At 42.1% G+C, this 14,149-nt stretch carries 16 protein-coding genes; 3 read left to right on the forward strand and 13 right to left on the reverse strand.

The genetic code is table 11. From position 1 onward, the window contains the following. Positions 1-51 precede the first annotated feature (51 nt). Together BMX34_RS04960 and BMX34_RS04965 are read left to right on the forward strand one after the other, a co-directional pair. Positions 52-774 (forward strand): YebC/PmpR family DNA-binding transcriptional regulator, encoded by a 723-nt coding sequence (locus BMX34_RS04960; RefSeq protein ID WP_092571443.1) that lies wholly within the window; start codon positions 52-54, stop codon positions 772-774. Positions 775-783: 9 nt separating this feature from the next. Next, a complete protein-coding gene (locus BMX34_RS04965) occupies positions 784-1,254 on the forward strand; it encodes a glutathione peroxidase (protein WP_092571445.1) in 471 nt (156 codons plus the stop codon). Between the two features lie 174 nt (positions 1,255-1,428). On the opposite strand, the gene BMX34_RS04970 is transcribed toward BMX34_RS04965, so the two are convergent. The 9 genes from BMX34_RS04970 to BMX34_RS05010 form a co-directional block, all read right to left on the reverse strand. Further along, on the reverse strand, positions 1,429-1,860 hold the full coding sequence (locus tag BMX34_RS04970; RefSeq protein ID WP_234971677.1) for a CBS domain-containing protein: 432 nt from the start codon (positions 1,858-1,860) through the stop codon (positions 1,429-1,431). Positions 1,861-1,973: 113 nt separating this feature from the next. Then, on the reverse strand, positions 1,974-2,678 hold the full coding sequence (locus BMX34_RS04975; RefSeq protein WP_092571447.1) for an ABC transporter ATP-binding protein: 705 nt from the start codon (positions 2,676-2,678) through the stop codon (positions 1,974-1,976). Continuing rightward, positions 2,678-3,451 carry an ABC transporter ATP-binding protein gene (locus BMX34_RS04980; RefSeq protein WP_092571449.1) on the reverse strand — a complete coding sequence of 258 codons (774 nt, stop codon included), beginning with the start codon at positions 3,449-3,451 and terminating at the stop codon, positions 2,678-2,680. The genes BMX34_RS04975 and BMX34_RS04980 overlap by 1 nt, the downstream gene beginning before the upstream one ends. Then, positions 3,452-4,426: a branched-chain amino acid ABC transporter permease gene (locus BMX34_RS04985; RefSeq protein WP_092571451.1), complete on the reverse strand. Its 975-nt coding sequence runs from the start codon at positions 4,424-4,426 to the stop codon at positions 3,452-3,454. 9 nt (positions 4,427-4,435) lie between these two features. Further along, positions 4,436-5,314, reverse strand: a complete 879-nt coding sequence (locus tag BMX34_RS04990) for a branched-chain amino acid ABC transporter permease (RefSeq protein ID WP_092571453.1) — start codon at positions 5,312-5,314, stop codon at positions 4,436-4,438. A gap of 53 nt (positions 5,315-5,367) precedes the next feature. Next, a complete protein-coding gene (locus BMX34_RS04995; RefSeq protein ID WP_234971678.1) occupies positions 5,368-6,525 on the reverse strand; it encodes an ABC transporter substrate-binding protein in 1,158 nt (385 codons plus the stop codon). A gap of 357 nt (positions 6,526-6,882) precedes the next feature. Then, a complete protein-coding gene (locus BMX34_RS05000; RefSeq protein WP_412457634.1) occupies positions 6,883-7,722 on the reverse strand; it encodes an aldo/keto reductase in 840 nt (279 codons plus the stop codon). Between the two features lie 16 nt (positions 7,723-7,738). After that, a complete protein-coding gene (locus BMX34_RS05005) occupies positions 7,739-9,208 on the reverse strand; it encodes a hypothetical protein (protein ID WP_092571458.1) in 1,470 nt (489 codons plus the stop codon). After that, positions 9,202-9,738 (reverse strand): hypothetical protein, encoded by a 537-nt coding sequence (locus tag BMX34_RS05010; RefSeq protein ID WP_092571460.1) that lies wholly within the window; start codon positions 9,736-9,738, stop codon positions 9,202-9,204. Before BMX34_RS05010 ends, BMX34_RS05005 begins: the two co-directional genes overlap by 7 nt. Before the next feature lie 144 nt (positions 9,739-9,882). Here BMX34_RS05010 and BMX34_RS05015 point away from each other — a divergent pair, with 144 nt between their 5' ends. Then, the gene (locus BMX34_RS05015; RefSeq protein ID WP_092571462.1) at positions 9,883-10,557 is read left to right on the forward strand and encodes a hypothetical protein; all 675 of its coding nucleotides are present in this window, start codon (positions 9,883-9,885) and stop codon (positions 10,555-10,557) included. 153 nt (positions 10,558-10,710) lie between these two features. On the opposite strand, the gene truA is transcribed toward BMX34_RS05015, so the two are convergent. The 4 genes from truA to BMX34_RS05035 are packed head-to-tail and all read right to left on the reverse strand — an operon-like array spanning position 10,711 to position 13,986. After that, positions 10,711-11,481: a tRNA pseudouridine(38-40) synthase TruA gene (truA, locus tag BMX34_RS05020; RefSeq protein ID WP_092571465.1), complete on the reverse strand. Its 771-nt coding sequence runs from the start codon at positions 11,479-11,481 to the stop codon at positions 10,711-10,713. A 3-nt stretch (positions 11,482-11,484) separates the two neighbouring features. Then, the gene (locus tag BMX34_RS05025; protein WP_092571467.1) at positions 11,485-12,288 is read right to left on the reverse strand and encodes an energy-coupling factor transporter transmembrane component T family protein; all 804 of its coding nucleotides are present in this window, start codon (positions 12,286-12,288) and stop codon (positions 11,485-11,487) included. Next, the gene (locus tag BMX34_RS05030; protein WP_092571469.1) at positions 12,281-13,177 is read right to left on the reverse strand and encodes an energy-coupling factor transporter ATPase; all 897 of its coding nucleotides are present in this window, start codon (positions 13,175-13,177) and stop codon (positions 12,281-12,283) included. The genes BMX34_RS05025 and BMX34_RS05030 overlap by 8 nt, the downstream gene beginning before the upstream one ends. Beyond that, entirely contained in the window at positions 13,147-13,986 is an 840-nt protein-coding gene (locus tag BMX34_RS05035) for an energy-coupling factor ABC transporter ATP-binding protein (protein ID WP_092571471.1), read from the reverse strand. The genes BMX34_RS05030 and BMX34_RS05035 overlap by 31 nt, the downstream gene beginning before the upstream one ends. Between the last annotated feature and the right edge of the window lie 163 nt (positions 13,987-14,149).

Here is a 14,149-nt window from a genome sequence, read left to right on the forward strand (position 1 = left end):
ATATTTTTATGTATAATAAGCCTATATATTTAGGAAAGTGAAGTGAAAATAATGGGTCGTAAATGGATGAATATTAAAGAGAAAAAAGCCAACAAAGATCGCGATACTTCAGCCAAAAATGCTAAATTTGGTATCGAAATCTATGCTGCTGCACGTTCTGGTGAACCAGACCCCGAAAGTAACCAAAAATTAAAATTTGCCATTGAACGCGCTAAAACATACGATGTCCCCCGTCATATTATTGAACGGGCAATTGAGAAAGCCAAAGGTGGCGACGATGAACACTACGATGAGCTCCGTTATGAAGGGTTCGGTCCGAATGGTTCAATGATTATTGTCGATGCCTTGACCAATAATGTTAATCGAACTGCTGGTAACCTTCGTTCTATTTTTAACAAAAATGGCGGCAATATGGGTGTGGCCGGTTCAGCTTCTTATATGTTTGATAATACCGCTGTCTTTGTGGTTGAAGATCAAGATGCCGAAAGCATTATGATGGGCTTACTTGAAGCCAACGTCGATGTGCGAGATGTGACTCAAGAAGACCAATCCGTAGTCATTTATGGCGAACCAGCTGCCTTTAATGCTATTCGTGAAAGTCTTGAATCGATGGGCATTGAAAAATTTGCGGTGGCTGAATTAGAAATGATCGCCCAAAACGAAGTTAACTTAAGTTCAGAAAATCAAGCCCAATTTGAGAAATTAATCGATGCTCTCGAAGATGATGAAGATGTTCAAAATGTCTTCCATAATGTCAATCTAACGGAGGAATAATAGATAACCATGCCTTTGCCTAATTTCGAGCTTAAATATAGTGACGGTCGCCCCTATTCACTCAATGATTATAATAATTATGTCATCTTAATAGTGAATACTGCCAGTCAATGTGGCTTAAATGGCCAGCTACGTGAATTAGAAACGCTTTATCAAACTTACCGACAAGATGACTTTGTCGTTTTGGCCTTTCCTAGCGATCAATTTCATCAAGAACCCTTAGCTAATCAAGAGATGCAAAGTCAATGTCAACGCGACTTTGGCGTGAGCTTTCCAATCAACGAACGGGTTCAGATTAACGGTCAAGATACTGCTCCAATCTATCAATGGTTAAAACAAGAACGGTCTGGCTTCTTGAACGGCAGTATCAAATGGAATTTCACTAAATTTCTGCTCAATCGGCAAGGTCAAGTGGTGAAACGTTACCCACCTACCTTCTCTCCTCAACAAATTGCTAAAGACATCGAGGACTTACTCTAATAAATTATTAAACTAGTAAATAGGCAATCCTTATTCGGGAAGAAGGGTTGCCTATTTTTGTGGGCAAACGATTGATTACCCAAGTCTATGATTCATAAATACCGTGGATTTGATAGCCTTTTGCCTTGACTGCTTGAACAAAGGCCTCACTATGGCCTCGATCAAGCTGTAAGACTAGACGCAAGCTGCCGGATAGACCACTAGGTGACTGAGGTTCTCATCCACTTCGACCAATGCATCTCCCAATTCTTCAATCACACCCTGACGATCTTGATTTAATTCTAGAACGAGAGTCACACCGGGCTGATCATAACCACTAATATCAATGAAAGACTTGAAGATATCTTTATCGGTAATTAATCCCAATAATTCTTCTTGGTCTACGACTAAGAGAACGCCAATATTTAAGTCACGCATCAAAGCCGCCGCTTCGGTAAGTAGGCATTGCTCGCTTACACATTTGACCTGACGTTCCATAGCATCTTTACAGGTTAATTTACTTAATAAATAATTTAGTTCATAGACTGATAAGCTGGTTGCCTCGGAAGGCATTAATTTGGCTAGACTCTCTTTGGTCACTAAGCCAATCAATTTACCTTCAGCCATGACGGGCAAACGATTAATCTGATACTTTTACATTAAATCTTGAGCTTGGCTAATGCTAGTCCTTGGTTCGACCGTGATTAGATCTCGACTCATATAATCTTTTACAAACATCTCTAACCTCCTAAATAGGCTGCTTGAACTTTGGGATCAGCTAGCAATTCTTGGCCACTACCTGATAGAACCACTTTACCCGTTTCTAACACATAGGCTCGATTGGAAATTTTTAAAGCTTGGCGGGCATTCTGCTCAATTAATAGGACCGTCGTCCCCTGACTTTGAATATCTTGAATAATCTGAAATACTTCTTGAATAAATAACGGAGCTAGTCCCATCGATGGCTCATCTAATAGTAATAATTTGGGTCGACTCATCAGAGCACGTCCCATGGCCAACATCTGCTGCTCACCCCCTGATAAGGTTGAGGCATCTTGATTCAGACGCTCCTCTAAGATGGGAAAACGCTGATAGACTACTTTTAAATCCTGAGCCAAGGCGCTCTTGTCTTTTCTTAAATAAGCCCCCATTAGCAGATTTTCCTTGACGGTCAATTCCCGAAAGACACGCCGTCCTTCTGGAACTTGAACCAAACCTGCTTGGACAATCTGCTTAGCCGATAAGCGACTCAGATCTTGTCCTTCAAAGCGGATGTGACCCTGACTGGCTTTAATCAGACCCGATAAAGTATTTAAGATGGTTGTTTTGCCCGCCCCATTCGCTCCAATTAAACTAATAATTTCACCTGGATGGACTTGGAAACTGACGTCTTTGACTGCCTTAATCATGCCATAATTGACCGATAATTGACTGACTTCTAGCATCAGGCATCACCTCCCAGATAAGCTTGAATTACCCTAGGATTCTCTTTAATTTCTTGCGGACTTCCTTGAGCAATTAGTTGGCCATATTCTAAGACATAAATGCGTTCACAGAGTTTCATGACCAAAGACATATCATGTTCAATTAAGACAATCGTTAAAGCGAAACGCTGACGAATGGTGTCGATCAAGCTCATTAATTCTTCCGTTTCTTTGGGATTCATACCGGCCGCCGGTTCATCTAAAAAGAGTAACTTAGGCTGAGTCGCTAAGGCCCGAGCAATTTCTAATTTTCTTTGTTGACCATAGGCTAGATTGCGTGCTGGTAGCATGGCGTGCTGATCGAGATCAAAGATTGCTAACAACTTCAATGCTTGTTCTTCAACCAAGTCCTCTTGCTGATAATATCGTTGAGTCCGCCACAAACTATCCCAGACACTGGCGCCCTGCTTATGGTTCATCGCTACTTTAATATTATCGAGGACGGTTTGGTCTTTAAACAAACGAATGTTCTGGAAGGTTCGAGCCATGCCCTTTTGATTGATTATATTGGGCTTTTTGCCTTGAATATCAATTGGCTTTCCTTCGGGATAGAAAGTGATTTGACCCGATGTCGGCCGGTAGACACCCGTCAAAAGATTGAAAAAAGTCGTCTTACCCGCCCCATTCGGACCGATCAAACCGATTAATTCATGGTGATCAATGGCTAGAGATATATTCGACACTGCCGTCAAGCCCCCAAAATTTTTGCTTAATGATTTGACTTCTAATAACATTTAGCCGACCTCTTTTCTAATGGGGTTCTTTAAATGATTCAGCAGATAATGTGCTAGGTTAATTTCCTTAGTTCCTAATAATCCGCTAGGTCGAAAAATCATAATTAAAATCATAGCCAATGCATAGATAATCATTCTTAACTGACCAAAATCTTGTAAGGCTAAGTTGAGTAAACCCAGTACAATAGCAGCTAGGATGGTGCCAGAGAAACTTCCCATGCCACCAAAAACAACAATAATTAATATATCAATCGACCGATTGAATGAATAATCACTGGGGGTGACAATGCCCAAATAATTGGCTTGCAAAGCTCCACCCATGGCAGCTGTAGCTGCGGCAATGACGAAAGCTAGCACCTTATACTTGGTAATGTTCACACCCATGGCTTCTGCAGCCACTTCATCTTGGTTCAATGCTCGGGTGACTCGACCAGCTGGACTGAAGGTATAATTTAGAATTAAGGTGAGGCACAAGACCATCACTATATATACTAGCCACCAATCGACTACTCGAGGGATGCCACTAATTCCAGCAGGACCATTGGTTAAGCCTTGTTGATTATTGATGACGATACGAATCACTTCACTAATCCCCAAAGTCGCAATCGCCAGATAGTCTCCCTTTAAACGTAAGGTAGGAATCCCCACCAGTAAAGCTAAGAAGACCGCTAAACATATTCCGATCGCCAGCCCGACTAACCAAGCAGGGACAGGGTCTAAATTCAACCTTGTACTAGCAATAGCCGAAGCATAAGCACCGATAGCAATAAAGCCAGCATGACCTAAGGAAAATTGTCCCGCCACACCTAATACTAGATTCAAACCACTGGCATAGATAATGTTCAACATAATAGTAATTAGACTAATTCGATGGTAAGCGTTCAGCCACCCTAAATGAATCAAACTGGCTAGGATCACGAACGCCAGCAGAGATATTCCCAGCCAGATCATATTTCTATAATATCTATCTTGCATTTCTACCACCTAAACTTTCTCTTTCAGTTGTTTGCCGAATAACCCCGCTGGAAGTAACAAAAGAATTAAAATCAATAAGAGATAAACTAGGGCATCTTTATAGGCCGACATGCCAAAGTAGACCATAATTGTTTCAAGAATACCAATCACATAACCGCCCACCATGGCTCCATTCACACTGCCGATACCGCCAACCACTGACGCGATAAAAGCTTTCAAGCCAGGAGCCGTCCCCATAAGCGGCGACAAAGAATTATAATAAAGGGCGAATAAGACTCCCGCAGCCCCAGCTAAAGCTGACCCTAGGGCGAAGGTGAAGGAAATCACCCGGTCAACATCAATTCCCATCAGTCTCGCCGCCTCTTCGTCCACTGCCAAGGCTCGCATGGCTAGACCCATTTTTGTCTTATGAACGATTAGATAGAGGGCTAGCATCAAAGCAATGGTTAAGATGAAGACTAACACTTGCTTAGAAGTTAGGATGAGACCAAAAATCTTATAGACAGTCACCTTAATCGGTGCTGGAAAGGCCTTAACTTCCGGACTAAAGAAATAAATCATCAGATTTTGCAGCAAGTAGGATACACCAATCGCTGTAATCAAGGCAGCAATTCTTGAAGAATGACGCAAAGGTTTATAGGCAATTCGTTCTATGCTCATCCCAATGCAGGCACAGACGAACATGACTGCGAGCAAGCTGACCCACAAATTCAAGCCTAATTGAATCATGAAATAGGCTCCCAGAAAGGCTCCTAACATAAAAACTTCCCCATGGGCGAAATTTATTAGACGAATCGTGCCATATACCATGGTATAGCCTAGGGCAATCAGAGCGTAGATACTTCCCACCGCGATACCATTAATGATTTGTTGGATAAATAACTGCATAGATGATTTCCTTTCTAATGTCCATGCTTATCAGTTAACGATAAATGTTTCTCCTACTGCACCAAAACTTCTTCAACTGCCTCGACCTTGCCATTAGTCAATTTCAACATCAATGCAGGTTTAATCGGGTTATGATCACGATCCATATCAAAAGTCCCCGTCACGCCAGTAAACGCTTTGGTCTCTTCGAGTGCCTGCTTAATATCTTTAGCGTCCAAAGAATCTGCTCGTTCCATGGCGTCCATCATTAAATTGGCTGCATCAAAAGCTAAGGCTGCAAAGGTATCTGGTTCCTTACCATATTTATCCTGATAAGCCTTTAAGAAAGCTTGTACTTCTGCCGAGTCAGAATTGCTGGAGAAGTGAGAAGTATAATACAGATCGTTCACATTCTCTGCTCCTGCTAATTCAACCAGAGTAGGCGAAGCGAGACCATCACCACCGACGATTATCTGATTGAGACCCATTTCTCGCGCTTGTTTAATCAATAAGCCGACTTCAGTATAATAACCGGGTACATATAACACATCGAAATCTTGAACTAATAAACTAGTCAAGACCGCTGAGAAATCAGTGTCTCCACTCGCATAGGCCTCTTGAGCAACCACTTGCCCCCCCTTGGCTTCCAATTCAGCTTGAAAAGCCTTAGCCAATCCTTGGGAATAATCCAAACTTTGATCTACCAGAATTGCTACTTTCTTGGCGCCTAATTGGTCGACAACATAGGCACCCGCGGCTTTCCCTTGATATTGGTCTTCAAAACACACTCGAAAAATCCAGTCCAAGACTTTGCCCGAGGAGTCTAAAGTAACACCATTCCCCGTCACCGCAGGAAAGATGGATGGTAAGCCAGCTTGACTGACTACCGGAATAGTAGCTTTGGCATCACCGGTGGGAGCCGGTCCCAAAATGGCATGGACCCCCTGATCAATCAAACGAGTGGCGACAGAAGTCGCTTCGGTTAAATCTGATTTGTTGTCATAATTGATATATTCAATCTGCTTGCCTTTAATTCCGCCATCAGCATTCTTTAATTCAATAGCTAATTGAGTGGCTTCATCCATTGGCGTACCATAAGAAGCCGCTCCGCCGGTTAATTCGAAATTCCCACCGATCTTCACCGTGTCTTCAGCTGCAGCGACTGACGAACTTAAAGGGTTCAATAGCAACAAGGTCGGTAATAAAGCAGCAAACATCTTTCTACACATCATTTTCTATTCCTCCTCGGATATTCTATGAAAAAAAGACCCCCGCTAGATGAATTCATCTAACGGAGGTCGATAAAAACCGCCACGAAAAGCTTTGTGATGCCGCTAGATTATTTCATCTATGCGGACACCAAAATTATTAGCACCTCATAGATACAAACTTTCGTTTTACCGTGTTTGTATCTGTGAGGATACAAACACTATCTAATCACAATGCTAATAATGACTAATAAGTTTAGTGTTTGTTGTCGATGTGCCATAATTTCTTCAATCTCCTTTTCATTAGGGTTATCTTAATCTATTTCTTACTAAGTGTCAAGATATTTTCATATTAATTTAATACTTTCTCATTTATTGTACTTAAAATTTGGCGGTATCTGGATCTTGCATTTGAGCAATCCCGGTTAATTGGTCTAAAAATTCCATATCTTCTGGATCAAGTTCAAAATCAAAAATATTTAAGTTTTCTCTAATATGGTCAGGGTTCTGTGAACGAGGTAAGGGGACAAAGCCTTTTTGGATGGACCATCTTAAGGCTACTTGACCGACAGTCCGATCATACTTATTGGCTAAATCAATCATGGCAGCATGCTTAAAGATTTCACCCTGGCCAAGGGGACTATAGGCTTCTAGAAGCATCTCGTGTTCCCGGCAGAATTGCACCAAAGAATCTTGACTTAAACCGGGTGTTAAGATAATTTGGTTGACCATCGGTTTGATACTGACACTAGCAAATAAGGCTTCTAAGTGTTTAATTTGGAAATTCGATACGCCAATCGTCCGAACTTTCTTGGCTTGATACAAACTTTCAAGGGCGCGCCAAACTTCGGTATTACGTAATTTCCAAGCTTCATTCTCCCGTAATTCAATCGGATTAGGCCAGTGAATTAACAGCAAATCTAGATAGGAAGTTTGTAATTTATTTAATGATTCTTCGACTGAGGCAAGCGTATCCTCATAGCTTTGTTGATTATTCCATACCTTGGTGGTCAAGAAAATCTCTTGACGGTCGAGACCACTTTCTTTTATAGCCCGTCCTACACTCTCTTCATTGCCATAGATTTGAGCCGTATCGATATGACGATAGCCTACTTCCAGGGCAGCAGTGACTGCCTGAAATGCCACCGGTCCATCAGCGAGTTTCCAAGTTCCAAAGCCAGGAACCGGCATTTCAACTTGGTTGATTAGGGTTTTATTCATTTCCATCTTCTGCCTCCTATTTTTCTTTCAAGTGTTGTTCTAGCGTATCGACAAATTGTGTTAAGACTTGAATTCGCGCAAAGTATTTATCATTACTCGCAATAAAATGCCAAGGAGCTTGGTCTTGATTGGTTCGTGTCAACATCTCTTCCATCGCTACCATGTACGCATCCCACTTCTCGCGATTACGCCAATCTTCTTCGGTAATTTTATAATTCTTGGCGGCTTCGTCTTGCCGAGCCTTAAATCGTCTCCCCTCCTCTTCCTTATCAATATATAGAAAATACTTCAAAACAATGGTTCCGTGGTCGACTAAAATCTGTTCCATCTGATTAATCTCTTGATAGGCCCGATCCCATTCCTTCTCACTGGCAAATCCTTCGATTCTTTCTACCAGAACCCGTCCATACCATGATCGATCAAAGATACTCATTAGGCCGTCTTGAGGAAACTTAGTCTTAAAGCGCCAGAGGTAATGATGGGCCAGTTCTTCTTCCGTGGGCGCTTTGATACCATAAATCTTATATGAACGAGGGTCAATTTCACGGGTGAGCCGTTTAATAGCGCCTCCCTTACCAGCTGCATCCACCCCTTCAAAGACCAAAACAATCGGAATATCGTGGCAATAACATTGGTAAACTAATTCGGCCGCTTGTTTTTGTAAGTCTTCTTTATGCCTTTGGTATTCTTCTTCGGATAATTTTCGCTCTAAGTCTTCTTGAGGAACTTCTAGGGAGTGACTTTGATAATTTCGGTTTGGCGCTTGACTTACTTCCCGATCCTCGAGGACCCGTTTCATCTCCTGCCGAATGGTGGTGATGGTCTGTCCTAAGATTTCTTTGGCCGCTAATTTCTTATCTTCAGCATTAATAATGCGCCAAGGACTATGGTCTAAATCGGTGGCTTGCAAGACTTGATCGAACCATTTAAGAAATTTATCATGGTGTTTAGCTTGCTTATAATCTTCTTTAGATAGGAGAAAGTCTGCTTGACTGGAAGCTTCTAAGGTTTTAATCCGTTCTAATTGAGTGTGATGGCTGATGTTTAAGAAGAATTTCAGCACGATGGTACCATTGTCAATTAATGCTTGTTCAAAGGCTAAGAGTTCCTGCGTTTTTTGTTGGAGCGATTCTGGACCCGGCTCTTCATGATTAAAGACTTGATAATAGAAACTACGATCATAGATGGCAATCTCTTGTTTACTTGGAATTTTCTGCCAATAGCGCCAAGCTGAAGGATGCTTCTTCTCTTGTTTAGTTTCTTTCTCATAGACTTCAACACGAACGTAACGCGGATCCATTTCTCGAGTGAGGGCCTTGAGAACATAACCCTTCCCAGATGATTCCCAACCATCTAGCAGAATGAGGACTGGAATCTCGGCCGCTTGTAATTCTCGCTGTAATTGATCAAACGTCTGACCCAATTCCTTAATCGATTGTTCGTCATAGGTATCAGGCAATTGAGTAAAATCATAGTCCTTTAACATGATTTCCCTTCTTTCTTGCTATCCTGGATATATTGATAAGTATTCCGGAAAGTACCATCATGAATACTTACCTGACCTAAATACTTATAATGATATTGAGCCAAGAGTTTCTTCATGACCAAATTTTGGTCGTGGGTATCAATCATAATATTCTGGTAATGTTGCTTGAGCCAGGAAAAGATAAATTTCCCTAATCCAGGCACCCGACCCGCCGAAGCAATCCGATGAATCGTCACAATCTCAGCAGGATCTTCCCAATGTGACTTTAAAGGTAAATAGACTTGATCGGGTCCTTGTTGGATAAAGAAACTGGCCAAAATTTCACCGGCTTCGATACCTGGAAATTCATTTTCTTCAGCTACCACAACACGGGATCCACCGGCAGACATATCAGCCTGTAATTGTTTAATATCTGGATAACCATCTTGCCATTGATAGAGTCCTAAGGACTCTCGTTGAAATTGTCGAGCCCGATCATAAACCGCCAGGACCTGATTTTGGTCTGACTTTTGGGTAGAACGCACCTGCATCTTTATCCCTCCTAAATCATTATTCGCTTGACCTTAAGTAAGCTCTGCAAGCAAGCAAATTCATCCTTGAATCAAGATTGACCATTGCAAAGCACTTAAACTTATTATAATCTAAGTATAAGAAAATAAGAAGGAGAACACTATATGGCCAATAATATGAACAAAATTAGCCGCGATCGGGCCAGAATGCTAGCCGAACAATATAAGAATGACCCGGAAATGAAATATGTTGTTTATAACATTCGACGTCGTAGCTATATCTTACATAATCCTTATCAGTATTATTTCCGCTTTAGCCGGCGCGAATCCGTTTGGAATACGCGGACTTTAAAATTAGAGAACCTGATTTCAAGTGACCAACCCGTTGAAGATATTGCCACTGCCCTCTACAATGAAGTCAACCAAATTGTGGAAGATACAGTGAACTTCAAATTGAAGGGAAGCTTTGAAGAAGAAAATTGCGCGACGCTACTCAATTATTATTTCAACGGCAAATGCAATTTAGCCTACTACGATTATTATCTAGGGCGAGTATGCTTGATTAAAGAACGGGATAAGTCAGATGATTTCTCCGCTCTCATCGGCTCACGCTACTATTTTATCGATGATTTGCATAATGTGATTCAATATAAACTCGGTCTTTCTGCCGAATTCCTGAAGAATTTCCTCAAAGGGGTCATGAAGGAAGATAAGATGATTGCCGATATTGATGGCTATGACCAACTCAAAAAAGCCATGCTCCAATTTATCAATCAAGAGATTGAACAAATTGAAGAATGGCTAGCTTCTAATCAGTTAAAAGGGAACAAGCGTCGTTAATCTAGACACCGTTTCCTGACAATAAACTGAACACAATAAGAAACACCTCAGCACTTTGTCAAGCGTTGAGGTGTTTCTTCGTTTCGCTGAGGGGCTACATCATATCAGGCGCTAACTCTAATAGACCTTGTCTAAGTTTTAGCCAAATATAATTTAAGCGAAAGGATCCGTCGGATAATCGACCCGAACCATATATAGACCTTGGGGTGCCGCTGTAGGTCCAGCTTGTCGGCGATCCTTGACCACCAAAAGCCGGTCCAGTTCGTTGATAGCTTTCAAACCGTCGCCAATTTGTAAGAGAGTGCCGACTAGAATCCGAACCATATTATAGAGAAAACCATTGCCATAAAAATGAAAATGTAATTCATTTAATTCAGGCTGATAATCTACCCTAGCTTGGTAAATGGTGCGTACCAAGTCGGTCTTATCGGTCTTGGTCGAGCAGAAGCTGGTAAAATCATGCGGACCGATAATCGCCGGCAATGCCTGTTCTAAGCGAGTTAGATCACAGGTATAGGGATGATTCAAAGTATAGAAACGTTTGAAGGGATCAGGATAATCGCTTAAGTCGACTCGGTATAAATATTCCTTGGCCTGGGCAGAATAACGAGCATGGAAATCATTACCTACTGTGGCAACTTTTCGAATGCGAATCGAAGGATCTAACAAGGCGTTGAGAGCTTTCCGTAAATTAGCCGGTGGAATCGCAAAAGGGAATTCTAAATGAACGACTTGACCTAAGGCATGGACTCCAGAATCTGTTCGACCGGCAGCTACTGTATCGATTCGCGGCCCTTGTTTGCCATAAGCGACAATTCGAAGAGCCGCTTCTAAAGCCGACTGGACACTGGGCCCATTGTTTTGAACTTGATAGCCGACATAAGGCGTTCCATCATATTCAATCAAGAGAGCGTAGCGTGGCATGGGCTACACCCACCAATTCAGCAAGATAATGGCTAAAGTTAATAAAATGAAGACGACAACCACTAGCCGATCTGCTGAGCTATAGGATAATTGACGATATTTGGTACGTCCCTCACCACCTTGATAGCCACGCGCTTCCATCGCAATGGCCATTTCTTCCGCCCGATTAAAGGCAGAAACAAATAATGGGACTAGGATTGGAATCATCGCCTTAACCCGGTCCAAGAATGATCCTTGATCAAATTCAACCCCACGTGCTCGTTGAGCATTCATAATTTTCTGCGCTTCGTCCATTAAAGTCGGAACATATCTCAGGGCGATTGATAACATCAGTGCAATTTCATGAGAAGGAAAGCCTAATTTAGATAAGGGCCTTAATAAATGCTCAATACCATCGGTTAACTCTAGGGGGGCTGTCGTTAAGGTTAGCAAGGTTGACATCATAATAATAAGAACCAAGCGAATAAACATATAGAGTGAGTTAATCAATCCCAGAGTAGTTACGCGCAGAATACCCCATTGGAATAAGATCTCCCCACCAGTCGTAAAGAATAATTGAAAGACAACGGTAAAGAGAATCAGCCAAATCATCGGTTTAATCCCATTGAGAAAGAATTTTAAATCAATCTTACTCAACAGGACGGCCGTGACCACGACCAACGATAGCAAGACATAAGCCAGCCAATGGTCGGCGAGAAAGATTAATAAAATAAAATATAAGGCTGACATGAGTTTAGTTCGAGGATCCAGCCGGTGAATCCAAGAATCAATCTGAATGTATCTTCCCAAAAGCATCTTCTCAAACATGAGAACCCTCTCCCTTCTGGCAAGATTCTTTCAAGGCAATAATTTGATCAGCCAGATCATCGGCAGCCAGGACGGCTGTTAACTGGTCACGATCTAGACCTAATCTCTGTTCAATCTGTAAATAAAAATCCATCGCATAAGGCAAGGTTAACTGATGGTCAATGAGCCAATGATAATCCGAGAAAATCTCTTTGGCCGTACCAACTTTAGCGACCTGACCATGGTCCATGGCAATAACATAGTCAGCATAATTGGCCACATCCTCCATTTGATGGGTCACCATCACTAGACTAATTCCCATCTCTTGATGCAACTTCATAAAAATTTCCATCGTTTGTTGATGACCTAATGGATCCAGGCCTGCCGTCGGTTCATCTAAGACCAATACTTCAGGGTTCAACGCCAAGACCCCAGCAATGGCAACCCGTCGCATCTGACCACCGGATAAATCAAAAGGCGAGCGTTCATAAAGACTTTCAGGCACGCCTACGAGTTTTAGTTTTTCAATGGCTACAGCCCGCGCTTCTTCTTCACTAGCTCCGAAATTCAACGGACCAAACATGACATCTTTTAGGACGGTTTCTTCGAAGAGTTGTGCTTCAGGAAATTGAAAGACCACACCGACTTTCTTACGCAGGGGTTTGAGACTTTTATTCTTAGAATCTTGAGTAACCCGTTCTCCATCAATGGTTACGGTACCTTTTGAAGGGCGGACCAGAACATTAAGATGTTGAATCAAAGTTGATTTCCCAGATCCGGTATGACCAATAATCGCAGTTACTTGATGTTTGGGAATCTTCAAATTAATTTGACTCAGGGCCTGTTTTTCAAAGGGCGTACCATAATTGTAATAGAAATCTACTTGGTCAAATACGATGTAGTCAGCCATTCTAACAGTGCCTCCTCATTCATATATTGGGCGGGTAAACTTACCCCACGGGCTTCAAGCGCCGATCTTAATTTCTGAGCAAAAGGGATATCCAAACCCAAAGAGATTAATTGCTCACCAAGCGCAAAGATTTCTTCTGGGTTACCTTGTTGAATTGGCTTTCCTTGATGCATAACGATAATTCGATCAGCCCGGCTGGCCTCGTTAATATCATGGGTAATAGAAATAACTGTTAAGCCAAACTCTTTCTTTAATTCAGCCATGGCTTCCATCATTTCTCGACGACCTTGAGGATCCAACATCGCGGTTGCTTCATCGAGAATCACAATGCTTGGTCGGGTAGCCATCACGGAAGCCAGAGCGACCCGTTGCTTTTGACCTCCTGACAAACGAGCAGGTTCATGCTTAGCAAAAGCCGACATATTTACCTTAGCTAGCGCTTCCGGAATTCGTCGGAGCATTTCTTCCCGGGGGATTCCGATATTCTCTAGACCAAAAGCGACATCATCTTCGACTGTCGCACCGACAAATTGATTGTCTGGATTTTGAAAGACCATGCCGACATGCCGACGTGCCTGCCAAATGGTTTCTTCACTGAGGACTAAGCCCATGACTGATACCAATCCTTGATAAGGGACCAACAAGCCATTAATGACTTTCGCACAGGTCGACTTCCCTGAGCCGTTTGGGCCAATCATCGCTAGCCATTCGCCTTGACGGACACTCAGATTGACATGGTCTAAAGCATCTACCTCCGCTTCGGGATAGCTAAAGGATACATCCTTTAGTTCGATCACATTTTCTGTCATTGTTGTCTCCTAACTTGCAAATCTTTTATACATAAGTTTATCAATCATCTGTTGACTTTAATCATGGTAATCATACCATAAGCTACATTCATTAATAAACTTATATACAAAAAAGCACTTTATCGATGTTTGCACATGCTTGAAGCCAGAGGCTTCAAGCATA

The organism is Ignavigranum ruoffiae, assembly GCF_900110675.1.
Taxonomy (GTDB): Bacteria; Bacillota; Bacilli; order Lactobacillales; family Aerococcaceae; genus Ignavigranum; species Ignavigranum ruoffiae.